Here is a 25,975-nt window from a genome sequence, read left to right as displayed (position 1 = left end):
ACCCGCGGCGCGGAACGGGAGAACACATGGACACATCAACCGTGCCGGCGAAACGGTCCCGGAGGCCGCAGCGCCGGCCACCCGCACGTCCCGCACGTCCCTCAAGTCGTAGAAGGACTCTTCGCACCAACATCACCGCCTACGGATTCCTGTGCGCGGCCCTGTTCTGCTTCGCGCTGTTCGCCTGGTGGCCGATCGTCCGGCAGGTCGTGCTCAGCTTCCAGGAGAACAACCTGGTCGACGAGCCGAAGTGGGTGGGGCTGGACAACTTCCGTACGGTGATCGAGGATCCGGCGTTCGGCCAGGCGTGGAAGAACACCATCACCTTCACCTTCCTCGCCCTGCTGTGCGGTTACGTGATCCCGTTCGCGGTGGCGATCGTGCTCAACGAACTGCGGCACGCACGGGGGTACCTGCGCTTCGTCGTGTACCTGCCGGTGATGCTGCCGCCGATCGTCTCGGTGCTGCTCTTCCGCTGGTTCTACGATCCCGGGCCCGGCCTGTTCAACCAACTGCTCGACTTCGTCGGCCTGCCGGGCCTGTCCTGGCTGGACTCCACGGACACGGCGCTGATCTCCCTGGTGATCGTCTCCACCTGGATGAACATGGGCTCCGGGGTCCTGATCTATCTCGCCGCACTGCAGAACATCCCCGGTGACCTCTACGAAGCGGCCGAACTCGACGGAGCCGGCATCTTCAAGCGGATCTGGAACGTCACCGTCCCGCAGACCCGGCTGATCCTGCTGCTCATGCTGATGCTCCAGATCGTCGCCACCATGCAGGTCTTCATCGAGCCCTACATGCTCACCGGCGGCGGACCGGAGAACGCGACAGTCACCGTCGCCTTCCTGATGTACCAGTACGCCTTCGTCTACGGCGGCAACTACGGCGCCGGCAGCGCGCTCGGAGTGATGCTCATGATCGTTCTCCTTGCGGTCGCCGCAGTCCAGCTCCGGCTGACCCGTGACGAGAAGAGGTAGTCCCGTGGCCAACACAGTCGACATGACCGCCCACCCGGAAACCGCCGCGGACCCCCGCAAGGTGACGCCGCCGTCCGAGAACCGCCGGCGCAAGGGGCGCCGCGGTGCCTGGGCCGACGGCCACTCCCGCACCATCGTCTCGCCCCTGGAGCTCAAGTCCCGCTGGGGGAACCGGATCTACTGGACCGTGCTCACCGCCGTCCTGACCGTGTTCACCCTCGTGTTCGTCTTCCCGCTGTACTGGATGGTCACGGGCGCGATGAAGTCGGGCGAGGAGATCGCCCAGATGCCGCCGACGCTGTGGCCGAAGGACCCGGACTTCTCGGTGTTCGCGGACGCGTGGGAGCTCTTCGACGTCGGGCTCCTCCTGAAGAACACGCTCTTCTACGCGGTCGGCGCCTGGCTGTTCGCCCTCGCGGTGGATGTGACGGCCGCGTACGCGCTGTCCAAGCTGCGGCCGATGTTCGGCAACGTGATCCTCGGGGCGATGCTCGCGACCCTGATGATCCCGCCGATCGTCGTCATGATCCCGGCGTACATCACCGTCGTCGACGTGCCGATCTTCGGGTGGCATCTGCTCAACACGCCCTGGGCGATCTGGTTCCCGGTGGCGGCCAACGGGTTCAACATCTTCCTGCTCAAGCGGTTCTTCGACTCGATTCCCGACGAGATCCTCGAGGCGGCGGAGATCGACGGGGTGCCGCCGTGGCGCGTGCTGGTCTCGATCATCCTGCCGATCTCGCGGCCCATCCTCGGTGTGGTGTCCATCTTCACCATCGTGCTGGTGTTCAAGGACTTCGTCTGGCCGCTGCTCGTGCTGCCGGACAGCGACAAGATGACGATCAGCGTGGGCCTTTCCCAGACCGCGGGACAGGTGACGCAGAACCAGATCATGGCGGGTCTGGTGATGGCGAGCATTCCGATGATCATCGTGTTCTTCTTCTTCCAGCGGAGCATCATGGCGGGCCTCACCGCCGGCAGCCTCAAGGGCTGACCTGAACCCCGGGCCTCTCACCTCCCCTTCGTTCCACCACCCAATAGCGCTCCGCCGTCGGTCGGCACTTCCACGCCCCGTTCCGGCCGTCGGCGGAGTCCCACCTGCCCGAAAGGACCTCCCGTGGCAGCCGTGCACCCCTCCCGCACCCATGAATGGTGGCGTGACGCCGTCATCTACCAGGTCTATCCCCGCAGTTTCGCGGACGGCGACGGGGACGGCACCGGGGACCTCGCGGGTGTCCGCGCGAACCTGCCGTATCTCGCCCAACTGGGCGTGGACGCCGTGTGGTTCACCCCGTGGTACTCCTCACCGCTGGTCGACGGCGGCTACGACGTGGCCGACTACCGCACCATCGACCCGGCCTTCGGCACCCTCGACGACGCCGAGAAGCTGATCTCCGAGGCAGCCGAGCACGGCATCAAGGTCATCGTCGACATCGTGCCCAACCACGTCTCCGACCAGCACGCCTGGTTCCAGGCCGCCCTCGCCGCCGGGCCCGGAAGCCCCGAGCGCAAGCTGTTCCACTTCCGCCCCGGTCGCGGCGAGAACGGCGAACTCCCGCCGAACAACTGGCCCTCGCAGTTCGCCGGCGACACCTGGACCCGGGTGCCCGACGGAGAGTGGTACCTGCACCTGTTCACCCCCGAACAGCCCGACCTCAACTGGAACCACCCCGCCGTCCGCCGCGAACACGAGGACGTGCTGCGCTTCTGGTTCGAGCGCGGCGTCGCCGGCGTCCGGATCGACTCCGCCGCCCTGCTCACCAAACACCCGGACCTGCCCGACTTCACCGAGGGCGTCGACCCGCACCCCTACCTCGACCTGGACGAGATCCACGACATCTACCGCTCCTGGCGCGCCATCGCCGACGAGTACGGCGGCATCTTCGTCGGCGAGGTCTGGCTCCCCGACCCGGAACGCTTCGCCCGCTACCTGCGCCCCGACGAGCTGCACACCGCCTTCAACTTCAACCTCCTGGCGTGCCCCTGGGACCCCGGGCGTCTGCGCCGCACCATCGACGACACCCTCGCCGAGCACGCCCCGGTGAAGGCTCCCGCGACCTGGGTGCTCTGCAACCACGACGTGACACGCACGGTCACGCGTTACGGCCGCGAGGACACCGCCTTCGACTTCGACACGAAGGCATTCGGCACGCCCACCGACCTGGAGCTCGGCACCCGCCGCGCCCGCGCCGCCGCACTGCTCACGCTCGCACTGCCCGGCTCGGTCTACCTCTACCAGGGCGAGGAACTGGGCCTGCCCGAGGCGGACATCCCCCTCGACCGCATCCAGGACCCGATGCACTTCCGCTCCGGCGGCACCGACCCGGGCCGCGACGGCTGCCGCGTGCCGCTGCCGTGGACGGCCGGCGAGCCGCACAGTGGTTTCGGCGGTGCCGCCGAGCCCTGGCTGCCGCAGCCCGCGTACTGGCCGCAGTACGCGGTGGACCGCCAGCTCGAAGACCCTGGCTCGATGCTCTCCCTGTACCGCACGGCACTGAAACTCCGCCGCGAGACCCCCGGGTTCGGTGACGGTCCGATGACCTGGCTCCCCTCCGACAACGGTGTCCTCGCCTTCGCCCGCACCGACGGACTGGTCTGTGTGGTGAACCTTCGCAACCACCCCGTCGAACTGCCTCGCCACACCGAGCTGTTGCTGGCAAGTGCACAGCTCGACGCGGACGGACGGCTGCCGGGGGACACGGCGGTCTGGCTGCGCGGCTGACCCGCGGATCCGAGCCCGGCCCGCCTTCGCTGGACGGAGGCGGGCCGGGCTGCTTCATGAGAAGCGGCAGGCCCGATCACCGACAACCGGTGATCGGGCCTGCCTCATGCGTGGAAGGCGGTTACTCAGCTGCGCAGGGCCCGGTCCAGCCGGCGGAACGCGAGCATGAGGGCGAGGCCGCCCACCGCGAGCAGATAGGCGGCCGGGAGCAGCAGCCCGACGCCGAACTCGCCCAGCGAGGGCTGCCGGATCAGCTCGATGCTCTGGTAGAGCGGCAGGCACTCCACCAGTAGCTGGACCGGACGGGGGTAGACGTCCAGGGGATAGAAGGTGGTGGCGAACAGGAACATCGGCAGCATGGCCAACTGGATGTACTGGAAGTCCTGCCAGTCCCGCAGGTAGGTCACCACGGCCAGGCCCAGCGCCGCGAAGGTGAAGCCGACAAGGAGGGCGCCGGGTATCACCAGCAGCACCAGCGGACTGTGCACCAGGCCGAAGACGGTCACGGCCACGAGGAACCCGACCGTCACCAGAGCACCGCGCAGCAGAGCCCAGCAGACCTCGCCCAGTGCCACGCCGCGCACCGTCATCGGCGTTGTCAGGATCGACTCGTAGGTGTGGTTCGTCTTCAGCTTGTTGAACAGGTTGAACGTCGTCTCGTTCATCGCGCCGTTCATCGCCGTGGTGGCGAGCAGGGCGGGAGCGACGAACTCCGCGTAGCGCACATCGGTGTCGGCGAGCCCCGGTACGTTGCCGACCAGTCCGCCGATGCCGACGCCGAAGGCGAGGAGATAGAGCACCGGCTCGAAGATCTCTGCCACCAGAAGCAGCCAGGTATGCCGGTAGATCATGAGATTTCGCTCGACCATCGCCAGGGCGCCCCCGGAGCGCAGGGCTAGTTCGGGACGAGCGGAGACATGCGGGCCCAGCACGGCCGACATGGGATCCCTGCCTTTCAGGGGTGAGTGCGGGTGGTCAGGTGAGTGCTGTCGGTCAGGAGAGTGCTGCCGGTCAGGAGAGTGCTGTCGGTCAGGAGTGCAGGTGCCGCTGATAGGTGCGCCGCCCGAGCAGCAGACCGACCACGGCCAGCACGGTCAGGTAGCCGACGTGGAGAGCGGTGCCGGCCGCGGTGCCGGTGCCGAGCGCCGCCGTACGGCACAGCTCGACCCCGTGCCACAGCGGCGTCGCCTGCACCACGGGCTGGAGCCAGCCGGGCAGCTGCGTCAGAGGGAAGAAGGTGCCGGAGAACATGAACATCGGCATCACGCCGAACCGGAGTACCGCGAGTACCGTGGGCTGGCGTTTCGCGGTCACCGCCCAGGCGGCGGACGGCGCGGCGAACGCGGCTCCGACCAGCAGTGTCGCGGCCACCACGAGGGGAGCACGCAGCGCGTCGACGGCGCCGAAGGCCGCCGCCACCGCCGTGAACGCCGTTGCGGAGAGCGTCACCTTGAAGACGTTGAACAGCAGGTGACCGTAGTAGATGTCGACGGGAGACATCGGTGTGGCACTCGCCGCCCAGTAGTGCCCTTTGGCCTGCACCGACTGGTGGACGGGGTGGGCCGAGTCGATGTAGGCGGTTTGCATGGCCGAGGCGGCGAGCAGGCCGGGAGTGAGGAAGGCCAGGTACGACAGGCCGCCCAGGGCGGCACTGTTGTTGTGGTTGACAAGACTGCCCAGTCCCGCGCCGATGCCGGTCAGGAACAGCAGCGGGTTGGCCACGTTCAGCACCACGGTCCCGCGCCAGGTGCGGCGGTAGCGATGCAGCCAGTAGGCGAACTCGTGCAGGGCGGGCGGGACCGTGCGGGTGCGGCCGGGCGGGACGAGGGAGCGGGAGGCATGCGTGGTCATCGGTACTCTCCGTGGCGGCGCCTGGATGGTGGGCGGGGACGGCGACGCATCAGTCGACCAGGCTGCGGCCCGTCAGGGTGAGGAAGACGTCCTCCAGGCTCGCCCTGCGGGTCAGGGCGGTCAGCGGGACGACGCCGCGCGCGTGGGCGGCCGCCAGGGTGGCCTCCCCCTCGTCGGTGTAGAGAAGGATGCGGTCGGGCAGTTCCTCGATCCGCTCCACCAGGCCCCGGGCCTTGTCCGTCATGGCCTCGCGCTCGCCCGGGCCGAAGCGCAGTTCGAGCACCTCCCTGGTGCAGTACCGCTCGATCAGTCCGCCGGGTGACCCCTCGGTGACGATCAGACCGCCGTCCATCACCACGAGCCGGTCGCACAACTGCTCGGCCTCGTCCATGTAGTGGGTGGTGAGGATGAGCGTGATGCCGTCGTCCTTGAGCTGGAACAGCCGCTCCCAGAGCAGGTGGCGTGCCTGCGGGTCGAGGCCGGTGGTGGGCTCGTCCAGCAGGACGATCTCGGGCTCGTTGATGAGTGCCCTGGCTATCGTCAGTCGTCGCCGCATGCCGCCGGACAGTGCCTCGACCCGCTCGTCCGCCTTGTCGGTGAGCCGGGCGAAGTCGAGGAGTTCCGTGGCCCGCCTGCGGATCTCGGCCTTCGGGAGCCCGAAGTAGCGCCCGTAGATCAACAGGTTCTCCCTGACCGTCAGTTCGACGTCCACGGTGTCGTCCTGCGGGACCACGCCGATCCGGGCGCGAATCCGGGCGCCCTCGGTCCGTGCGTCGAGCCCGAGCACGTCGAGGCTCCCGCCGGTGGAGGGCGAGGTGCACGCGATCATGCGCATGGTCGAGGACTTCCCGGCGCCGTTGGCGCCCAGGATCCCGAACGCCTCCCCGGGACGGACTTCGAAGTCGATGCCCGCGACCGCGGTGAACCCTTCACCGCGAGCCGCCCCGTAGCGCTTTTGCAGTCCCCGCGCGCGGATCATGGCAGCCTGCTCCGGCACCGTGCCCTGTGGCTGCCTCGTGGTCTCAGTCATGGTGGGCTCCCCGCTGCCGGCGTCGCAACCGGTCGGCCAGTTCACCCACGGGGGTGCCGGGGCTTTGGGCCGCCCGCACCATCAGGCGCTCGAGCTCCTGCAGGAAGTCGCCGGCGGAGGCGGGCAGGAAACGCGGGTCGGTGCACAGGGTGAGCGCGCAGGACTCGCGCAGTCCGTCGAGGAAGAGGAAGAACTTGGCCCCGGACTGCCGGCCCGCATTGTCCAGACGGGTCAGACGGGTACGGGCGAGGGCCTCGTCCAACTGGGTGGACAGCTTCAGAGGGTCGATCTCGGGCGGCGGGGCGTTTCGCTCCTCGGCGCTGAAGCGGATGTCGTTGAAGAAGCAGTAGCCGCCGGGGGTGATACCGCGCCGGCGGGCGATCTCCTCCAGCTGCTCCTCCATCCTCACCGGGCAGGCCTCCGAGTGCCGGTAGGCGTTCAACGCGGTCCGGGCGGCACCGGAGAGGAACTGCTCGGTGGACTCGTCCTTGACGTGCAGGCGGACGATCGCGTTCTGATTGAAGGCCCCGACGAACTCCTCGTCCTCGGGCTTGAAGCGGGTCGACACGATGACCCGCAGCGCGGCTTCGGGTTCACCGAGGTAGGAGGCCAGCAGCAGCGCGGTCGAACCGAGCAGGGCTGTGGCCGTGTTGCAGCGGCTGCGTCCGGCCAGCGCATGGGCGGCCAGTGCCAGGGCGGGCGAGTCGATCTGCGCCCAGTCCCGGTCGAGCTGCTGCGGCGTCGAGGTGGCCGCCAGCATGCTCGCGGGAACGGTGCTCGCCTGGCGCGCCCAGTAGTCCAGCGTGCGCTTCTCGCGCCGGGCGCCGGCTTCGGACGTCTCGAACCCGGCCCGGTCGACGGGTTGTCGCGAACGCTCGCGCAGACCCGCCGGGCCGTCCGGGCCTGCGGCGAGTACGGCACGCAGTTCGTCCATGACGATCTGGAAACTCCAGCCGTCGACCGCCAGGTGGCTCGCGGCGATCGCCACGGCGGCCGGTACGCCCGCGCGCAACCCGATCGCCGCACGCAGCGGCAGTCCGGCGGCGTTGTCGAAGGCACCTGCCCGGATCCGCTCGCCGAGCGGGGCGACGGCCTGCGCCAGGTCACCCGGTTCGAGTTCGCAGAGCAGGAACTCGATCTCGCCCGAGGCCGCGACGTGCTGCACCAGGCCGCCGTCGTGTTCGGTGTAGGTCGTACGCAGGGACTCGTGCCGCTCCACGAGCAGTCGGACCATGTCGCACACCTGGGCCACGGTGGCGGAGCCGACCGGAGCCCAGCCGAGCTGGTTCAGCGAGTCGTCGTCGGGCGGCAGCCAGCGGATCACCTCCCAGATGGCGCGCTGGCCCCAGGTCATCGGCCCGGTACGGGAGTGGCCCTCGTGGAACCGCACGCGGGCGGTCGTTGGGTCTGTCACCTGTCCTCTTCCTCTTCGTCCTGCTCGCCGAGGTGTCCCGCCGTGAGCGGGCTCAAGAATGGCGCGAGGTATGGCAATTTCTCAACAGTTGACGCTGAAGTTTCTAACATGAAGCTGATGAATGTGATGGCTCATGCAGGCAACCCGTCTGCCCCCCGGTTCACTTATGGGGGTTTTGGGTCGAATCACCCCAAAGGTGCGCGCGTCACGGAAGGAGCCTGGGCAGAGAGACCAGCAAAACTGACCTCCTAACCATCCTTATTTTGCTAGCTTCTGTGCATAATTTGCGTCAGTCTCGGTGTGACGCCAGCTTCTGGGTCGGCATCCGGGCCGCCGGGCCGCAGGGCTGCATCCCAAGGAATCGAGGAGCAGATCACGATGGAAGTCCGTGCAATACCGCTCTGGACACGGATGGCGGTCGACTCCGCACAGTCCGGACGGTCGCCCGCTCTCACGCCCGCCGCGGGACTGCGCACCGGCCTGGCGGTACTCGACCTGGGCATGATCGGTACGGACGGCTCGCGCCGGGCGGTGCCCTCGGCCGGCGCCACCTACCCCTACGAGTGCTACATCCTGACCAGGGACGACGCGGGTGCGATCGGCCTCTACCAGACCGATCCGGGGCGACGGCTCTGTCAGTTGCTCAGCCGCGGACCCCAAGTCGACGAGGCGCTCTGCCGAGCAGCGCTCGCCGTCCCCGAGGACGGCGCGGTCATCGTGCTGGCCACCCGGCCTTGGCTGTCCATGCGAAAGTACGGCGACCGGGGCTACCTCTACACCCAGCTGGACACGGCGCACCTGCACCTGAACCTTGTCCTGGCGGCCGACAGCCTCGGCGCGAGTGTCGTGCTGCGCCGGCGCCCGCCGGGTTTCGAGCCCCTGGTCACAGAGTACGGCGAGTGCGCGGAGGTCCACTCCGCGCTGGCCGTCACCGCGGTGCCGGGCGGCAGCGGCCCCGGTGCCGAACCGTCCTGCTGGACAGTGAGCGATGCCCGCGCCACCCGGGAGCCCTCGCTGCGCCGGCAGCCACACTGGCTGGAGCGGCTCTGCTGGGAGTCACTCGTCACCGATTCCGAAGGGGCCGCGGCCGGCCCGCCGGGAGGGGCCGGCTCTCTGCCGTCGGCCGTACGGCGCAGGGGCAGGGCACCTCTCGTGCCGCGGTCGGCGTTCCACAGCCGTCGGTCGGCCACCGGCTTCGCGCCCGGCACCGTCCCGGTGCGAGACATACACGGCACCGTCGACCGGGCGCTGTCCCTCTTCCACGACCTGCTGCCCGGTGAAGGAACCCCGCCCCACGCCACCCTGGTGATACGGCAAGAGCAAGACAGTCAAGGCGAGTTGGCCCGGCCGACCGGCCTCGACATCCGCTGGGTCCCCGCGCTGCCCAACGAATCGGTCACCGAAGCCTTCATGGCTCAGCGTCATCTGGCCGACACGTCGGCAGTACTGCTGCTGCACGCGCCCACCGCCTCGCTCATCGACGGGGCGGGCGGCTCACAGATGTGGACGGTGCTCTACCACGCCGGGGCACTGGCTCAACTGGTCTGCCTGGAAGCGGCCCGGCGCGACCTCGCGGTCACGGGTGTCGGTGGGTTCGACAGTGAGCGATGGCAGCGGCTGGCCGACCTGCCCGCCGATCACGACGTGGTGTACGCGGTCGCCATGGGCTTGGACACACCTGACGCCCCGAAGCTCGACCGCCTCGCGGTCGCCTACGCACAGAATGAGCGCTCATGATCCTCGCCGCCGCGTTCGCCCGGTGCGCCGACCAGTACGCGGACAGCCCGGCGCTGTCCGGCCCCGACTCCTCGGTCGACCACCGCGCCCTGCACCAGCGGAGCCTGCGTGCTGCCGAGTGGCTCAGCGGTACTCGATCCGTGGACGACCGCCCCCGAATCGGCCTGGCCGCCCGCAACAGCACCACGTGGGTGACCGCCTACCTGGGCATCCTGCACGCGGGGGCAGTCCCGTTCCTGGTCGACGCCTCGGCCGGTGACGGCGAACTGGATCGTATCCACGAGGACTGCTCGCTCGACCTGCTCCTCCACGACCGGGACACGGCAGGCGACGCGGTCCCCGCTCTGCCGGGCCTGACCGCCACGCACCGCCGTAGCGCCGAGCGCCGTCACCAGCTGCATCCCGACACCGAGGTCTGCCGCTTCACCTCCGGCACCACGGGCAGGCCCAACTGCCTGGAGTTCTCGGGCCGATCGGTGCGCGCGGCGGCCGAGAACTGGGCGGCGGGAACCGCCATGTCGGCCGACGATCGCATCCTGTGCTGCGCGGGCCTGTCCAACGGGCTGGCCTTCAACACCTCCCTCCTGTCCAGCTTCCTGGTCGGCGCGCAGCTGCACCTGTCGCACGGGCTGCCGACCAGCGGCCGGATCCGTCGGCTCGTCGCCGAAACGCAGGCCACCCGGCTGGTCGCCTTCCCCGCCCTCTACGACTCCTTCGTCCGCACCGGCACCGGCCGCGCGGACTTCGCCTCCGTCCGCGTCGCCATCTCCTCCGGCGCTCCGCTGCGCGCGGACACCAAGAAGCGGTTCACCGAACTGACCGGAGTCCCGATGGGCAACTACTACGGTGTCGCCGAGGCCGGACCGCTGACGTACTCCACCGCCACCTCGGCGCGGAGTCTGGGCCGCCCGCTGCCGGGAGTGGACATCCAGGCCCGGGAAGTCGTCGACCGGGACGGGGCCGTCCACGTGCGCAGTGCCTCGATGGCCACCCGCTACCTCAACGCCCCCGGCCTCCTGGAGAGCCGGATCGACGACGGCGGCCACTACAGCACGGGGGACCGCGGGCATCTGGAGGACGGGGAACTGGTGCTCACCGGCCGCTCCAACCGGATGATCAACGTGGGCGGCCGCAAGGTCGACCCGGCCGAGGTCGGCAACGCCGTCAGTGCCGTACCCGGCGTGGAACAGGCCGTGGTCCTCGAAGTTCCCGACCGGCACGGCGAGCCCGCCGTAGCCGCCGTACTCGTGCTGCGCGAAGGGCTGGACGCCGGCGAGGTACGCCTGCGGATCCGCGACAACCTGGCCGCCCACAAGGTCCCCACACTGATCCGGGTCGTCGACGCCATCCCCACCACGGTGATCGGCAAGCCGGTGCTCCACGAACTGCGGAGCCTCTTCGACACGGGCACCTCCTGAGCCCGCCGAAGCGTCCCGCTCGCTCCACACCACTGTCCCTGGCACCCGCCCGGGCGGTATCCGCGACCGACGGCGAAGCCCATCGGCCCCATTCCGAGGAGTCAGTCATGTCCGCCGGCCCGCAGCAGATACGTGAGGGCGTGATCCGCCTGATCATCTCGTCCCACGAAGGTGACATCAGCGTCTCGGACATCGAGGCGCACGGAGGTGTACTGGAAGCCGTCAACTACACCTCGCTCTCCTACATCCGACTGCTCGACGCCATCGAGAACGAGTTCGGCGCCTACCTGGACGCCGACGAAGGAGCCGAGGCGCTCGGCACGGTGGACGGCATCGTCGCCGCCGTCCTGACCGAGCTCGGCTCCGATGCCGCCTGACGCGGCGGCATCCGCCCCCCTGCACGGCGACCCACCCCTCACGGTGGGCATCGTCGGTGCGGGACGGCTCGGCGGCGCGCTGCTGCGGGCCTGCGCGGACGCGGGCGTCCCGGTGAGCCTGCGGGCACGGGCGAGTACCGGGTGGACGGTCGAATCCGTGCCCGACGTCCTCATCGACGCCGGCGCCCCCGGCGGCTTCCCCGAAGTCGCCGCGTACTGCCTCCAGCGCGGTGTGCCACTGCTCGAGTGCGTCTCCCACCTGCGGGAGCGGCACTCGGCACTGCTCGACGAGGTCGCCGCCGCGGTGCCCGTGCTCGAGGCCGCCAACCTCTCGTTCGGCAGCTACCTGCAGCGCAGGCTGGCCGGCCTGGTTGCCGGCGTCCACCACTTCACGGCCCCCCACGTGGACGTCCTGGACCGGCACCCGGCCCGCAAGGCGGCCCGGGTCAGTGCGACGGCCGAACGACTCGCCACCGCCTGGACGGACGGCGGCGGCCAGCCGGAGGCCGAACTGGGGCTCCGGCGCGGAGGCCCGGAGGTCAGCGAACACTCGATCACCTGGACCTGGGGCGCCGACGAAGCCCTCACCGTGCACCACCAGGTGACCTCGCTGGGCGCCGTGGCCCGCACCGCCCTGGCCCTTGCCCAGCGTCTGCCGCGGCGCCCTCCCGGCCTGATCGCCGTCGACGACTTCTTCCACACCCTCTCGACCACCTCCCTTGACGACCACTTCACGAGAGAGGCCCTCTGATGACACGCCGGCTGGCCACCCAACTCGCCCTGGGCGGGCGGATGCTCTCCCTGGACGGACACGACGACTTCAACCAAGGACAGATATCCGCCAGAACACCCGGCGCGGACACCTTCCTGATCAAGAACGCGCTCTGCGGCTTCGACGAGGTCACACCGGGAGAGACCGTCACCGCGGCGGTGGACCACGCGCGCCCGGCCCCCCGCACGGCGCCACCCGAACTCCCGCTCCACCAGGCGATCTATCGAGCCAGGCCGGACGTCAACGGCATCGTGCACAGCCACGCCCCGTACACCCTGCTGTTCGGTGCCTGCGACCTCGCACTGCGCCCCCTCTCCCACGAGGGGGCCTACTTCGTCGACGCGACCAGCGTCTTCACCACCACCAGCAACACCGTGCTCGACATCGCCACCGGCGACCGGATCGCGAAGGAACTCGGGGACACCGGCCGCGCCGTGTTCCTGCGCAACCACGGTGGGGTGGTCGTCGGCAAGAGCGTGCGCCATGCCGCGATCTTCGCCCAGGTGCTGGAACGCGCCTGTCGCCTCCAGCTCGCCGCGCTCGCCACGGGCACGGAGTTCCACTACTCCAGTGCCGAAGACGTCCGGCTCAAACAGGACTTCATCTACGCCGACCTGTCCGTGCGCTCCTACTGGGACTACGCGGTGCGCCGAGCCGTACGCCGGTGGCCCGAAGCCGAGCAGTGGCTGCCGGCCTGACCCCCGCCGGCCTCGCCCCAACGCCCTTTCGCCAGCGCCGAAGAACCGGTGCGCCATGATCCAGCCGTACGTGAGGACGCCGCCATGCCCACCTCCGCGCCAAGCCGTCACCCCCAACCCACCGGACCCGCCTGGACAGAGGAGGCACTCGACCTGCTGAAACTCGTCCGACAGCTGGTCACCGCCGAACTCGCCCCGCGGGTGGAGCAGTTCGAGTCGGAGGCGACCTTCCCCCGCGAACTGCTGAACACGCTCGGCCGGGCCGGACTGCTCGGGCTGCCCTACCCGCAACAGTACGGCGGAGGAGGCCAGCCCTACGAGGTGTACCTCACCGTCCTGGAGACCCTGGCCCAGCACTGGCTGGGGGTCGCCCAGTCGGTCAACATCCACGTGCTCTCCTGTTACGGCCTGGCCGCCTTCGGTTCCGAAGAGCAGCGGGCCGTCTGGCTCCCGGACATGCTGGGGGGCGAACTGCTCGGCGCGAACTGCATCTCGGAGGCGGAGGCCGGCTCCGACATCTCGGCGCTGCGCACCACCGCCACCTTGCACGAGGACCGCTACGTCGTGAACGGGGTCAAGTCCTGGGTCAGCCACGCGGGCGTCGCCGACTACTACAACGTCTTCTGCCGCACCGGAAGCGACGGCGTGCGCGGCCTGTCCCTGCTGCTGGCGCCCGCGGGCACACCAGGACTCCGCCCGCAGGCCCCTGAGCGCAAGATGGGCGTCCGTTCCTCGCCGACCGCCCAGATCGTTTTCGACGGGGCGGAGATCACCCAGGACCGACGGATCGGCAGGCCCGGCAAGGGGTTCCTGATCGCGACGGGGCTGTTCGACCGAGGGCGCCTCGGCATCGCCGCCTGCGCGGTGGGCCTGGCCCAGGCCGCGCTCGACTACGCCGTCGCCTACGCGAAGACCCGGCAGCAGTTCGGGAAGCCGATCATCTCCTTCCAGGGAATCGGTTTCCTGCTCGCCGACATGGCGACCCAGGTCAGCGCTGCCCGCACGCTGCTGCTCGACGCAGCCCGCCGACTCGATGCCGGGCAGCACTCCTCGGCCGCCGCCGCGAAGGCCAAGCTCTTCGCCACCGATACGGCGATGCGTGTGACCACCGACGCGGTCCAGGTCCTGGGCGGCTACGGATACGTGACCGACCACCCGACGGAACGCTGGATGCGCGAGGCCAAGCTGCTCCAGCTCATCGAGGGCACGAACCAGATCCAGCGCCTGGTGATCTCGTCCTCGCTGTGAGCGCCGCGGACGCCGTCGCGCCCATCGGCCCTTGACCTCAGGCGCGCTTGAGGTACGACAGTGATCCGCATGAACACACAGGACGCGCCCCACGAATCCGGCACCCCGGACCGCAGGGCCATCGAACGCGTCGTGGCCGACGTCGAACGCACCCAGCGGGCCAAGGACGCCGAAGGATTCCTCACCCTCTTCCACCCCGACGCACTCTGGACGACCGCCCACGGCAAGGTGCTTCTGGGCCTCGACGCGATCGCCGAGTTCACCCGCGCGGTGCTGCCCGCCGCCGTCTGGGACGGCGACGTCACCTACGAGGTGGCCCACGTCCAATTCCTGCGCCCCGACGTGGCGGCGGTCAAGGTACGGCAGGTCTACCACTCGGCCGAGGGTGACACGGAAGGCGCTCCGTTGTACGTCATGACCAGGCAGGAGGACGGACGCTGGCTGTTGCACGCCTGCCAGAACACGGAGGTCCGGACCGGGTGAGACACCGGTCCGTCAGCATCACGTCAACATCCTCCGGAGCAGCGTCAGCGTCCCGTCAGTGCACGGCCCGGACCGGGGGACGCCGGGCATAACGTCGGCCGCGTGCCCCGGTCCGCCTCCCCGCGCCCCGGTGACCTGCTCGCCGTACCCGTGGCTGGTGCGTATCAGCTTGCCATGGCCTCCGGCTACAACCTCGTCGGCCGCCTGCCCCTGGCCGCCGTACGCGACGGCCGTGCCCGCCTTCTGGTACGGCGGGAGTCCCTGGAGGACATGCGCCGCCGCGACGTGGGCATCTAGCCGTGGCAGCACGGAGCGCACGGAGCGCATGGAGTGCCTGGTCCGGCGTCCGGCCCGCCGCGGTGGGCCGGACGTCACTCGGGTTCCTCGGGTCCCGCGGAGGGCCCGCTTTCGGCCGGCCCCCCGAAATCCGGGCTGGTGAAATCCGGGCTGGTGAATCCGGGCCGTTGGTAGCCGAGGCTCGGGATGCGGCCGTTCGTCACGGAGGGGGCCGGTTGCTGAGGTTCTGCAGTGCCGCGATCGGCGAGAGCCTCCCGCAAGAACGGCACGATCCCCCGCTCCAGCAGCGCCTCGCGCCAGGCATCCCGGGCCAGGTCCACTTCCCGGCTCGACTCGTCGTGGGGTCCGGTCTCGGGCGAGCGCCCGTCGCGCAGGGAGGTGAGCAGCGGAGCGACGGAGGCGGCCAGGAACGTGGCCGCGGCGGCCGCGCCGGAAACCCACCCAACGGTGAGGAGGGTCTGGGAGAGCACCGACCCGGGAACGAGGATCTTCAGGATGAAGCCCACGAGCAGGGAGAGCACCGCGACGGTGGCCGCGAGCAGGGGAGCGAGCACCGCGACGACGGCTGCGGGACCCGCGCCGGTCCGGCGCACCGGCCCCAGGGCGAGCTTCACCGTGCGGGTGGACTCAGAGTCGGGTCCGTGAAAGGGGGCTGGGACGGGCCGCACCGGGCGGCTCAGTTCGCGGACCTCCACGTAGTGCTGGTACTCGGTCGCCGCAGCCGCTGTGATGAGCGTGGTGGCGTTGAGCGCCATCGTGCGGAGCTGTTCCGAGTTGAGCCGCTGCCCGACAGCGGCAAGCTCCGGGCGCCGCGGGGCCGAGCGCAGCGCCGCGTCAAGAATCCGCTCGTACTCCTGGCGGTCCTCGCTCAGGAGGGGTCGCGTAAGTTTCTCCGTCCGGCGCGAGCCGTACTCCTGACGGTCCGCACTCGGCGTGCGCGGCCGAACGCCGTCGCCCGGCGCCTTCGCCCTCCCGAAGGACTCCTCGCGCGGGGATGCGGACGACACCGGCGAGTGTGCCCGGACACCCAGGACCGACGTCAGCAGCCGGCGCCCGAGGGGAAGCCGGCGCTGGTGCGCGGTGGCGGACAGCCGGTCGCCGGGGCGATTGGCGCCCAGGATCGCCGCGGCGATACGTCGGCTCATGAGGGGCCGCGTCATCCTGTCGTCCCTTCCTCGCCGAGCGCCGGTCCGTGGGGAGGACGCGGAGCACCGTGATCGCTGGTGAAGTCCAGGGCCGAGGAGTCAGGACCGGTGAGGGTGGTCCGGCGGTGTTCGTCGACGCTCCTGGAGGGACCGGGCACCGACGACGACAGCGGCGTCGGGCGCGGGGCCGGGGACGGCTCGGTGACCGGCGGCCGGGATCCGGTTTCGCCCGGCGGCGGCCGCTCCGGGGGTGGCGCGGCTCGCGGAGAGCCTGCGGCGGTCACCTCTTCGGCGGGCGGCCCTTCCTGCGGTGCTGCGCCGCCGACCGCGTCGCCGACCGACTGGACACGGCCGAGCTGGGTCAGGATGACCGGGGCCGAGATGCCGACGACAACGGCCGCGTACGCTCCACTGACCTGTCCGGTGGTACCGAGGAGCACCGCGGCCCCGGCACCCATCGCGCTGTGCACGACGGCTGCGATCGGGTCGGCGACGGGATCGAAGTACTCCTGGAACCTGGGCGCTTCGCTCTCCTGGCCGGTGGGTAACTGCCGGTTGGCGCGACGGTCCGCCTGCCAGTCCAGGAACCGGCTGTAGACGTCGAGGAGCCCGCGCAGCGCACCTCCTGCCGCACCCAGCAGGATCAGCATCGGCACGTCCACGACTTCCCCCGGGTGGTACAGACTGCATGCTGACGACACACGGAACCTTCCGCCTGAGCATAGGGGCCCGTGCGGGCCGGAGGTAGATCGGCCAGTTCGCCTCGGACGTCGCGAACGAGCTGTTCGGTGCGCTCACCGCAGGGACCAACCGACCGCGCGCCCATGGCCGGCACGCAGTTCCAGCCGTTCGGCCGCGAAGCGCGCACGGAAGTCGCGGTCGTGCGAGACCGCGACCACCGCGCCCGGATACGCCGCGAGCGCCGCCTGAAGGTCCTCGACCAGGTCGAGGGCGATGTGGTTGGTCGGCTCGTCGAGGACGAGGAGGTCCGCGGGCCGGGTCACCAGCGTCGCGATCTGCAGCCGCCGCTGCTGCCCCTTGGACAGCGCGGCGACCGGCACCCGCAGGTCCTCCTCGCGGAACAGCCCCAGGGCCAGCAGCTGTTCGACGTATTCGTCCGGCGGGCCGGGCCGCCCAGCGGCGAACGCGGCCAGCAGCGGCAGCCGCGTGGCGCGCCCGGGCAGCTCCTGGGCGAGGTGGCCGATCCGCGCGATGCCGCGCACCGTGCCCGCGTCGGGACGCAGATCGCCTGCGAGGACACGGAGCAGCGTCGTCTTGCCGGCGCCGTTCTCGCCCGTGACCAGGAGACGTGCTCCGGGTTCGATCGTCAGGAGCCCCTCCAGACTCAGCCGTTCTCCGACCCGGATGTTGTCGAGTTCGGCGAGCGTGCCCCCGGACGGGGCGCCGTCGGCCGGCACCAGCGGTGTCGTGAACCGGAGCGGTTCCGGCGGCGCAGCCACCGGGTTGCGCCGCAGTTGCGCGAGGCGCTCCCGCACGGATCGCACCTGCCCGCCGAGCTTCGCCTCGCTGGACCGGCGGTGCTTGCCGAAGCCCTGCCTCGGGTCGCGGCCCGTGGCGGCGAGCCGCCGGCCCGCGGCCTCCAGCAGTTCCTCCGCGCGGTTCACCTCGTCCACCCAGTCCGCGTACCGCTGCTCCGCTCCGCGCCGGGCGGCGGCCTTCGCGGCGCGGTAGCCGGCCCAGCCGTCGCCGTACCGGCGCACGGTGCGCTCGTCCCGGTCGACCTCGACGATCGTGGTGGCCAGGCGCTCCAGGAAGCCGCGGTCGTGGGTGACCGCGACGACGGTGCCGCGGTGTGTGCGCAGGCGCTCCTCCAGCCAGCGCACGGCTGCCCCGTCGAGGTGGTTCGTCGGTTCGTCCAGGAGCAGCAGTTCGGGGGAGGCAGCCAGGACGCAGGCGAGCGCGAGGCGTGACTGCTCGCCGCCGGACAGCGAGCCCAGCAGGCGGTCACGCGTGACCCGGGCGAGCCCGAGTCCGTGCAGGGCGGCGTCCACGCGGGAGTCCGCCTCGTAACCGCCCCGCTCTTGGTACTCCATCAGCAGCGCGCCGTACGCGGCGAGTTCCTCGTCGGATGCGTCGGCGAGGGACTCCTCCGCCGCACGGAGCCCGCGCTCCATGTCGCGCAGCTCGGACAGGGCGAGGTCGACGGCGTCCTGCACGGTGGCGTCCCCATCGAGGTCCAGCGTCTGGGCGAGGTGGCCGGTGCCGCCGGGGAAGTGCACGGTGATCTCCCCGGTGTCCGGTGCCTCGGTCCCGGCCAGCAGCCGGAGCAGGGTGGACTTGCCGGAGCCGTTCTCACCGACGACGGCGACCTTCTCGCCCGGCCGGACGGTGAAGGAGACCTGGTCGAGGACGGTTCGGGTGCCGTACGACTTGGTGACGGACTGCACGGACAGCTGGGCCACGGCAGTGGGGGCGTGGGCGGACACAGTGGTACGGGCGCGGTCGCGCATAGGGCTTTCCCTGGCATGCGAAGGGTCTACGGGCAGCAGAAACGGCGGCAGGGGCCGTGCCCGGACTCAGACGAAGAAAAGGAAAGCCATGCCCGCATCCTAACAAGACGAACCGTCTCGCCTCAACCCCTGTACGGTGTCGCCGCCTCGCGGGCGTGGAGGCTGTTGACGCAACAACAAGCCGCATCACCTGGGAGACGCAGCTCCTGGCCACGCCCGCCGGAGCGAAGCGCTACGAGGCCCGACAGACGTGCGGCCCGAGGGGAGAAGTCCCGGATGCGAAATCCGACCGTGGAGCCCCCTGGGGCCCGGCCCGTCCAGGCGGACAGGCCGGGCCCGAGGCACCCCGACTCGAGCGCTCAGAAGAACCCGAGCTTCTTGGGGCTGTAGGAGCAAAGGATGTTCTTCGTCTGCTGGTAGTGCTCCAGCATCATCTTGTGGTTCTCCCGGCCGATGCCCGACTGCTTGTAGCCGCCGAAGGCGGCATGCGCCGGGTAGGCGTGGTAGCAGTTCGTCCACACGCGTCCCGCCTGGATCGCGCGGCCGGCGCGGTAGGCGGTGTTCATGTCGCGGGTCCACACACCGGCACCGAGACCGTACAGGGTGTCGTTGGCGGTCTTGATCGCGTCGTCGAAGTCGTCGAAGGACGTCACCGACACGACCGGGCCGAAGATCTCCTCCTGGAAGATCCGCATGCGGTTGTGCCCCTCGAAGATCGTCGGCTGGACGTAGTAGCCGCCCTTCAGCTCGCCGTCGTGCTCGATCCGCTCCCCGCCGGTGAGCACCTTGGCGCCCTCCTGGCGGCCTATGTCCAGGTAGGAGAGGATCTTCTCCAACTGGTCGTTGGATGCCTGCGCACCGATCATCGTGTCGGTGTCCAGGGGGTGGCCCGTCTTGATCAACTCGGTACGGGCGACCGCGGCCTCCATGAACTCGGCGTAGCTGCCGCGCTGCACGAGCGCCCGGGAGGGGCAGGTGCAGACCTCGCCCTGGTTGAGCGCGAACATCGTGAAGCCCTCGAGCGCCTTGTCGCGGAAGTCGTCGTCCCGTGCCCAGACGTCGTCGAAGAAGATGTTCGGCGACTTGCCGCCCAGTTCCAGCGTGACCGGTTTGATGTTCTCCGAGGCGTACTGCATGATCAGCCGCCCGGTGGTGGTCTCACCGGTGAACGCCACCTTCGCCACCCGGGGGCTCGACGCCAGCGGTTTGCCCGCCTCCACGCCGAAGCCGTTGACCACGTTCAGGACGCCGGGGGGCAGCAGGTCCGCCACCAGGCTCAGCCAGTAGTGGATCGAGGCCGGGGTCTGCTCCGCGGGCTTCAGGACCACCGCGTTCCCGGCGGCCAGCGCAGGGGCGAGCTTCCAGGTCGCCATCAGGATCGGGAAGTTCCACGGGATGATCTGTGCGACGACTCCCAGGGGCTCGTGGAAGTGGTAGGCCACGGTGTCGTCGTCGATCTCGCCCAGTGAGCCCTCCTGGGCGCGGACCGCGCCCGCGAAGTAGCGGAAGTGGTCGATGGCGAGCGGGATGTCGGCCGCCAGCGTCTCGCGCACCGGCTTGCCGTTCTCCCAGCTCTCGGCGACCGCCAGGCGCTCCAGATTCGCCTCCATGCGGTCGGCGATCTTCAGCAGGATGTCGGAACGCTCGGTCACCGAGGTACGGCCCCACCCCGGAGCGGCCTCGTGCGCGGCGTCCAGCGCCAGCTCCACGTCGTCCGCCGTACCGCGCGCGATCTCGGTGAAGGGCAGGCCGTTCACCGGGGACGGGTTCTCGAAGTACTGCCCGCGCGCCGGCGGCACGTACTCGCCACCGATGAAGTGGTCGTAGCGCGACTGATAGGAGACGATCGCGCCCTCGGTGCCGGGCGCCGCGTAACGGGTCATCCTTCGTGCCTCCCTCATCGAGCGCTGCCCGCCGTTGGACAGCTCTGCGCGCGAGGCTAGGAAGCGGGACGTTGCAGAGACGTTGCGCGCGCCGTGTTCCGGTGGGCGGTCTCCCGCAGGCTGCTCACCGGCGGGCGCTCACCCCGGGTCGGGCGCCGCCAGCTCGGCCTCCAGCGCTCCGAGCCGGGAGCGCGTCGCCGCCGTGGGCCGGACCGCCGCGAGCGCACGCCACACGTCGAGATCGTCCTCCCCCCACGGTGCGTGGCCCCAGTCGGCCAGCAGGTCGGGGTCACCGCAGGTGATCAGCGCCGCCCGCAGGCCGTCGGCGAGCCGGCGCCGGAGCCGGACGACCGCCGGGGCCTGGGAGCCGGGCAGCAGCGGACCCGCGTACACCGTCGCCGCCCCCGTCACCGCACCGGCCCGCAGCCGACGCTCGACGACGGCCGCGTCGCACTCGACGGGCATCGTGAGCCGGTACGGCCGCGAAGCCAGCCGGCCGGGACCCAGGATGCCGCGCAGGCGGGCCAGTTCGGCCCGCAACGTCACCGCCGGCACCGTCTCGTTCTCGTACAGCGCACAGAGCAACTCGTCGCCCGTCAGACCCTCCGGATGGTGGGCCAGCAGCACGACGATCTCGCTGTGCCGCCGGCTCAGCCTGACCCTGCGACCCCCCGCGCTCAGCAGGGCATCGTCACGGCCCAGCGCGGTCAGCTCGGCCGTCTCGGGCCCCGGCAGCTCCGGAGCGAGCAGCGCCAACTGCGACTCGGCGGCACGTGCCACGGCCTGTACGAAACCCAGACTGTGCGGATGCGCCAGACCGTCCCCGCCCGTGATGTCCACGGCGCCGAGCACCCGCCCGGTACGAGGATCGTGCACCGGAGCGGCGGCGCAGGTCCAGGGCTGGACCCGGCGTATGAAGTGCTCGGCCGCGAAGACCTGCACGGGACGGCCGACGGCCACCGCCGTGCCCGGCGCGTTCGTCCCGACCGCCGACTCCGACCAGCGGGCCCCGGGCACGAAGTTCATCCGTCCCGCCCGGCGCCGGGTGGCCGGATGCCCCTCGACCCACAGCAGCCTGCCGTGTGCGTCGCACACCGCGAGCAGATGCTCGCCGTCGGCGGCGAACGTCCCCAGCAGTTCCCGGAACAGCGGCATCACCCGCGACAGCGGGTGCTCAGCCCGGTAGGCGCCGAGGTCGCCGTCCATCAGCTCCACGCTCGCGGTGCCGTCCGGGCCGACGCCCGCCCGGACCGACCGCCGCCACGAATCCGCCACCACGGCGCGCACGGGCCGGGGCACCGTCCCCGCTTCGGTGAAGGTCTCGTGGGCCCGGCGCAGTGTCCGCGCGCGCTCGACGGGGTCTGCTCCCGGTTCCAGAGCCAGCCATGAATCAGTCAACTCGGCCTCCCCGGACGCTGTTGCGGTGTGGGACATCGTGACTCCGCTGGTACGCGCCGACAACCACTTCGACCGGTCGGACACCCGAATGTGGCGTTCCGAGTGGACCGGCGACGAGGCCGGCCCTGGCCGGGCGTGGCCGGGCCAGGCCGACGAGAGGTCAGGCGAAGTTGACCAGTCTGATGTAGCGGGTCCAGTCCCAGAAGGGCCCCGGGTCCGTGTGGTTGCTGCCGGGCACCTCGTGGTGCGCGATGATGTGCGTGCGGTCCTTGGGAATTCCGTAGGCGGTGCAGATCGCCGCGGTGAGCCGGGCCGACTGCTCGTACAGGGCGTTGGTGAAGTACTCGGGCCGGTCCACCCACCCCTCGTGTTCGATTCCGATGCTGCGGGTGTTGTAGTCCCAGTTGCCCGCGTGCCAGGCGATGTCCGCCTCGCGGACGCACTGCGCGACGTGCCCGTCGGAGGACCGGACGACGTAGTGCGCGGACACCTGCCTCTCGGGGTCGCGGAAGATGGACAGGGTGTCGTCGTACGTCTCCTGCGTGACGTGGACGACCACGTAGTCGACGGGGTAGGCCGTGGGGCGGCTCGACCGGCTGTAGTTCGACGTGTTCGCCGGCAGCCACTCCGCGGAGGGGTAGTCGACGGCACGGGCCCGGGCGGCGGCTCGGGTACCGGAGAGCAGGGTGTACGGGACGGTGGCCAACGCGGCGCCCTTCAGGAGTCGCCGCCTGGTCGGAGCGGGTGCTGTCCTCTCCCTTTCCATGGGATTGCCCTTTCGTCGGTGGGGCCCTGGGCCCGGTGGGGGGTGGCTGCTCGGCCGCTCGCCATTGACGGAGCGACATGCCGCAGCGACATGACGGGGCCGGCATGGCGGGCTGCATGCCGTGGCGACATGACGGAGCGACACGAACCGCGAAGCGGGATGCCGACGCGAACGTCCGACCGCCCGGTGGGCGAGGTGCGTCCGCGTGAATCACCGTACGGGGAGCGGGGGTTGCGCAGTAGAGCGCCGCGCCGTTCCGTGGACAGCCACCGCCTTGTGGACACAGTGCTCACTCGATCGAGTGAACGAGAGTGGCGGGCCAGGTAGGCGGCGGACCGTCTGCCGGGTGGTGTCAGGCCTGCCGGGCGAGCGCGCCCGGGTCGTCCAGGACCGCACGCACCACGGAGTGCGCGGCGCCGAGCAACGGTCCCTGCGGGCCCAGCTCCGACACCGCCACCGGGCATGCGGGACCGGCGGTGCGTCGGGCCAGTTCCTCCCGCAGCGACGGCAGCAGCCAAGGCGCGAGACCGGCCAGCGCGCCGCCCAGCACCACACCCTCGGGGTCCAGCAGGTTCACCGCACCGGTCAGGGCGATGCCGAGTGCCGTGCCCGCCTCGCGCAGGGCACGCCGCACGTCCTCGTCGCCCTCCGCGGCACGTCCGGCGAGCAGGCCGACACGGTCTTCCCCGGGCTCCACGCCCGCCGCACGCAGGACCGCCTTCTCACCGGCGTACTGCTCCAGGCACCCGCGGCCGCCGCACGCGCAGTCGGGACCGTCGGGATGGACCGGCACGTGCCCCAGCTCGCCGGCGAATCCGCGGGTACCGCGCAGCAGCCGACCGTCGAACACCACGGCCGCACCGATGCCGATCTCGGCCGAGACGTGCAGGAAGTCCCGGGGAGTACCGTCGCCGAGCCAGAGTTCGGCGAGCGCACCGAAATTGGCCTCGTTGTCCACCGTCGGCGGCAGGTCCGCGGGCAGCAGCGCGCCAAGGTCCGCGTCGTGCCAGTCCAGGTTCGGGGCGCGTACGACGGTCCGGCCGTCCCGGGCCACGAGACCCGGCACGGCCACCGCGATCCCGGCCGGCCACAGCCCCTCGGCCTCCGCCTCCGACACGACCTGCCGCACCAGGCCGGTGAGCTGCGCGAGCACCGGCTCCGGCGAACGGCCTCGATTGCTTCCGTAGCGAACGGCACGCGCGCGTACCCGGCCGCGCAGGTCTACCGCACAGACCGCGAGATGGTCGACGCCGATCTCCGCCCCGATGCCGGCCGGACCCTGCGCGCTGACGGCGAGCGCGGATCCGGGCCGGCCCACGCGGCCGGGGCGCTCGGGACCCAGCTCCTCCAGCAGTCCCGAGCGGACCAGTTCGTCCACGAGGGTCGACACCGCCGCTCGCGTCAGCCCGATCCGTGAGGCGACGGCGGCCCGGGACAGTGGACCCTCGGCGCTGACGGTGTGCATCACCCGCGCGAGATTGCGACGGCGCATTCCCTGCTGGGTGTCCGGCAGCGCGCGCCCGGGACGGGCCGGGTGGGCTTCGTGCGGCGGTGCGGTCATGCCTCCGTCAGTCCTTGGTCTGTCGTCGCTCGGTCCGGCACCGGGCCGTGGGCCCCGCGGCACGGTCGGTCCACGGGCGGGCGGCCCGTCGCCGGGAAACACCGGGAGAGGTGTCCCCTCGCCGCCACGTCCCGGTCCGCCAACGACGTGCCCGCGGCACCCGTCCGCGCACCGGCCGGCGGCGGTCCACCCGTGACGAGCGCGGTCTCAGTGGGAGGTCGCATCCCGTTCCAGCAGCGGTGCCGCGTCGGAGAGTACCCCGGTGATCCTGTCCAGCGTCGCCCGGTCCCGTTCCACGGCGTCGAGGACCGGTCCGGCGGCCGTGTTCCAGCGCCGGGCGACGGCGGCCGCGTCTTCGCCGGTCAGCAGGCCGGCGGCCTGTGCCGCGGCGCCGAGCGCGACCAGTTCCCTGGCCTCCGGGATCTGCACCGGGCGTCCCGACAGCCGCCGTACGGTCTGCTGCCAGGCCGTGCCCCGGGCGCCGCCGCCGATCAGCAGCAGCGGCGCGGACGGGTCCGCGTCGGCGTCGAGTACCAGGTCGAGCGCGGCGAGCAGCGAGTGCACCGCGCCGTCGTAGGCGGCCTGGAGCAGCTGGCCGGCGGTCGTGTCGTGCCGCAGCCCGTACAGGAGACCGGAGGAATGCGGGAGGTTCGGTGTGCGCTCGCCGTCCAGGAAGGGCAGGAGCGTGGCGTCGGTGCCCGGCTCGACGGCTTCCCGGTCCAGACCCAGCAGAGAGGCGACACGGTCGACGGCGAGCGTGCAGTTGAGGGTGCAGGCAAGCGGCAGCCAGTCGCCGCGCGCGTCGGCGAAGCCCGCCACCGTACCGGTCGGGTCGGCGGGCCGGCGCTGCGACACGGCGTACACCGTGCCCGACGTGCCGAGGCTCATCACCGGGACACCGGGGCGCAGCCCGAGGCCCAGCGCGGCGGCCGCGTTGTCGCCGGTGCCGGCCGCGACCAGGGTCCCCTTGGAGAACGGCAGGCCGTGGCCGGTGCGCACGGTGCCGGCCACCTCGCCGGGCCGGACGACCCGGGGCAGCAGCGCCGGATCGAGTCCCACACGCGCGAGGATCCCCTCGTCGTACGCCTCGGTGCCCGACGCCCACCAGCCGGTGCCGGACGCGTCGCCGCGGTCGGTGGTCCCCTCGCCGGTGAGGCGCTCGGTCAGGTAGTCGTGGGGGAGCCGTACGGCCCTCACCGCGCGGACCGCCTCCGGCTCCTGCTCGGCCAGCCAGGCCCACTTGGTGACCGTGAAGGAGGCGCTGGGCACGCTCCCCGTGCGCTCAGCCCATGCCTTGGCCCCGCCCAGCTCGTCGATCAGCCGGCGGGCCTGCGGTGCCGAGCGGACGTCGTTCCACAGCAGGGCGGGGCGCACCGGCTCGCCCTGCGCGTCGAGCGTGACCAGACCGTGCTGCTGCCCGCCGATGGAGACCGCCGCGGCCTCCCGGGCGGCGTCGCCGCACTGACTCAGGGCCTCGCCCAGCGCGTCCCACCACTGACGCGGGTCGCTCTCCCGGCCGGCCCCGGACGACACGGTGTGGGGCGCCTGGCCGCTCGCGACGACCCGGCCGGTGGCCGCGTCGACGACCAGCGCCTTGGTGGACTGGGTGGACGTGTCCACGCCGACGACGAGCGGACCCTCGGCTGCTGACATCGGGCTTCTCCCTCTTCCGCGGGTCCTGGGACCCGGCCTTCACTCCTTCGGGGACACCTTGTCCCTTCCCA

General features: G+C 71.0%; 22 protein-coding genes and 1 pseudogene. 11 read left to right on the top strand and 12 right to left on the bottom strand.

Annotated elements, in window-relative coordinates:
• Positions 1-26: 26 nt before the first annotated feature.
• The 3 genes from IE258_RS16185 to IE258_RS16175 all read left to right on the top strand — a co-directional run bounded on the left by IE258_RS16185 (position 27) and on the right by IE258_RS16175 (position 3,702).
• Positions 27-980: a carbohydrate ABC transporter permease gene (locus IE258_RS16185; protein ID WP_189744057.1), complete on the top strand. Its 954-nt coding sequence runs from the start codon at positions 27-29 to the stop codon at positions 978-980.
• A gap of 22 nt (positions 981-1,002) precedes the next feature.
• Positions 1,003-1,974, top strand: a complete 972-nt coding sequence (locus IE258_RS16180; protein ID WP_373309762.1) for a carbohydrate ABC transporter permease — start codon at positions 1,003-1,005, stop codon at positions 1,972-1,974.
• Positions 1,975-2,097: 123 nt separating this feature from the next.
• Positions 2,098-3,702 (top strand): glycoside hydrolase family 13 protein, encoded by a 1,605-nt coding sequence (locus tag IE258_RS16175; RefSeq protein WP_189744055.1) that lies wholly within the window; start codon positions 2,098-2,100, stop codon positions 3,700-3,702.
• Between the two features lie 125 nt (positions 3,703-3,827).
• On the opposite strand, the gene IE258_RS16170 is transcribed toward IE258_RS16175, so the two are convergent.
• From IE258_RS16170 to IE258_RS16155, 4 genes are all read right to left on the bottom strand, one after another.
• Positions 3,828-4,571 (bottom strand): ABC transporter permease, encoded by a 744-nt coding sequence (locus IE258_RS16170; protein WP_268256326.1) that lies wholly within the window; start codon positions 4,569-4,571, stop codon positions 3,828-3,830.
• A gap of 160 nt (positions 4,572-4,731) precedes the next feature.
• Positions 4,732-5,553 (bottom strand): ABC transporter permease, encoded by an 822-nt coding sequence (locus IE258_RS16165; protein ID WP_189744051.1) that lies wholly within the window; start codon positions 5,551-5,553, stop codon positions 4,732-4,734.
• Between the two features lie 49 nt (positions 5,554-5,602).
• Positions 5,603-6,583, bottom strand: coding sequence for an ABC transporter ATP-binding protein (locus tag IE258_RS16160; protein WP_229892133.1), 981 nt, complete (start codon positions 6,581-6,583; stop codon positions 5,603-5,605).
• Complete coding sequence (locus IE258_RS16155; RefSeq protein ID WP_189744049.1) at positions 6,576-7,997, bottom strand: condensation domain-containing protein; 1,422 nt, start codon at positions 7,995-7,997, stop codon at positions 6,576-6,578. Before IE258_RS16155 ends, IE258_RS16160 begins: the two co-directional genes overlap by 8 nt.
• A 378-nt stretch (positions 7,998-8,375) precedes the next feature.
• Between IE258_RS16155 and IE258_RS16150 the strand changes: the two genes are divergently transcribed.
• The 8 genes and pseudogenes from IE258_RS16150 to IE258_RS16115 form a co-directional block, all read left to right on the top strand.
• Complete coding sequence (locus tag IE258_RS16150; RefSeq protein ID WP_189744047.1) at positions 8,376-9,734, top strand: nitroreductase family protein; 1,359 nt, start codon at positions 8,376-8,378, stop codon at positions 9,732-9,734.
• Entirely contained in the window at positions 9,731-11,152 is a 1,422-nt protein-coding gene (locus IE258_RS16145; protein ID WP_189744044.1) for a class I adenylate-forming enzyme family protein, read from the top strand. The genes IE258_RS16150 and IE258_RS16145 overlap by 4 nt, the downstream gene beginning before the upstream one ends.
• Positions 11,153-11,259: 107 nt before the next feature.
• On the top strand, positions 11,260-11,529 hold the full coding sequence (locus tag IE258_RS16140) for a hypothetical protein (protein WP_159324648.1): 270 nt from the start codon (positions 11,260-11,262) through the stop codon (positions 11,527-11,529).
• Positions 11,519-12,280 (top strand): dihydrodipicolinate reductase C-terminal domain-containing protein, encoded by a 762-nt coding sequence (locus tag IE258_RS41210; protein WP_229892132.1) that lies wholly within the window; start codon positions 11,519-11,521, stop codon positions 12,278-12,280. The genes IE258_RS16140 and IE258_RS41210 overlap by 11 nt, the downstream gene beginning before the upstream one ends.
• On the top strand, positions 12,280-12,999 hold the full coding sequence (locus tag IE258_RS16130; protein ID WP_229892131.1) for a class II aldolase/adducin family protein: 720 nt from the start codon (positions 12,280-12,282) through the stop codon (positions 12,997-12,999). The genes IE258_RS41210 and IE258_RS16130 overlap by 1 nt, the downstream gene beginning before the upstream one ends.
• Positions 13,000-13,083: 84 nt before the next feature.
• Positions 13,084-14,247 carry an acyl-CoA dehydrogenase family protein gene (locus tag IE258_RS16125; protein WP_189744042.1) on the top strand — a complete coding sequence of 388 codons (1,164 nt, stop codon included), beginning with the start codon at positions 13,084-13,086 and terminating at the stop codon, positions 14,245-14,247.
• A 69-nt stretch (positions 14,248-14,316) separates the two neighbouring features.
• A complete protein-coding gene (locus IE258_RS16120) occupies positions 14,317-14,730 on the top strand; it encodes an SgcJ/EcaC family oxidoreductase (RefSeq protein WP_189744039.1) in 414 nt (137 codons plus the stop codon).
• Between the two features lie 120 nt (positions 14,731-14,850).
• Positions 14,851-15,027: pseudogene (locus tag IE258_RS16115) on the top strand (diaminopimelate decarboxylase); the annotation flags it as partial.
• A gap of 74 nt (positions 15,028-15,101) precedes the next feature.
• Here the strand turns inward: IE258_RS16115 and IE258_RS16110 are convergent.
• The 8 genes from IE258_RS16110 to xylB all read right to left on the bottom strand — a co-directional run bounded on the left by IE258_RS16110 (position 15,102) and on the right by xylB (position 25,904).
• On the bottom strand, positions 15,102-16,172 hold the full coding sequence (locus IE258_RS16110; RefSeq protein ID WP_308434181.1) for a hypothetical protein: 1,071 nt from the start codon (positions 16,170-16,172) through the stop codon (positions 15,102-15,104).
• A gap of 11 nt (positions 16,173-16,183) precedes the next feature.
• Positions 16,184-16,828 (bottom strand): hypothetical protein, encoded by a 645-nt coding sequence (locus tag IE258_RS16105; protein ID WP_189744037.1) that lies wholly within the window; start codon positions 16,826-16,828, stop codon positions 16,184-16,186.
• Positions 16,829-16,966: 138 nt separating this feature from the next.
• Positions 16,967-18,643 (bottom strand): ribosomal protection-like ABC-F family protein, encoded by a 1,677-nt coding sequence (abc-f, locus tag IE258_RS16100; protein ID WP_189744035.1) that lies wholly within the window; start codon positions 18,641-18,643, stop codon positions 16,967-16,969.
• Positions 18,644-19,002: 359 nt separating this feature from the next.
• The gene (adh, locus tag IE258_RS16095; protein ID WP_159324641.1) at positions 19,003-20,526 is read right to left on the bottom strand and encodes an aldehyde dehydrogenase; all 1,524 of its coding nucleotides are present in this window, start codon (positions 20,524-20,526) and stop codon (positions 19,003-19,005) included.
• Positions 20,527-20,664: 138 nt separating this feature from the next.
• Positions 20,665-21,960, bottom strand: a complete 1,296-nt coding sequence (locus IE258_RS16090; RefSeq protein WP_229892130.1) for a GAF domain-containing protein — start codon at positions 21,958-21,960, stop codon at positions 20,665-20,667.
• A 124-nt stretch (positions 21,961-22,084) separates the two neighbouring features.
• A complete protein-coding gene (locus IE258_RS16085) occupies positions 22,085-22,690 on the bottom strand; it encodes an N-acetylmuramoyl-L-alanine amidase (protein WP_189744033.1) in 606 nt (201 codons plus the stop codon).
• Between the two features lie 352 nt (positions 22,691-23,042).
• Positions 23,043-24,251 (bottom strand): ROK family transcriptional regulator, encoded by a 1,209-nt coding sequence (locus IE258_RS16080; RefSeq protein WP_189744031.1) that lies wholly within the window; start codon positions 24,249-24,251, stop codon positions 23,043-23,045.
• A gap of 207 nt (positions 24,252-24,458) precedes the next feature.
• Entirely contained in the window at positions 24,459-25,904 is a 1,446-nt protein-coding gene (xylB, locus tag IE258_RS16075; RefSeq protein ID WP_189744029.1) for a xylulokinase, read from the bottom strand.
• Between the last annotated feature and the right edge of the window lie 71 nt (positions 25,905-25,975).

The organism is Streptomyces tendae, assembly GCF_014650435.1.
Lineage (GTDB): Bacteria > Actinomycetota > Actinomycetes > Streptomycetales > Streptomycetaceae > Streptomyces > Streptomyces tendae.
The sequence above is the reverse complement of the archived record's forward strand: the minus strand, read 5'-3'. Positions and strand labels throughout refer to the sequence as shown.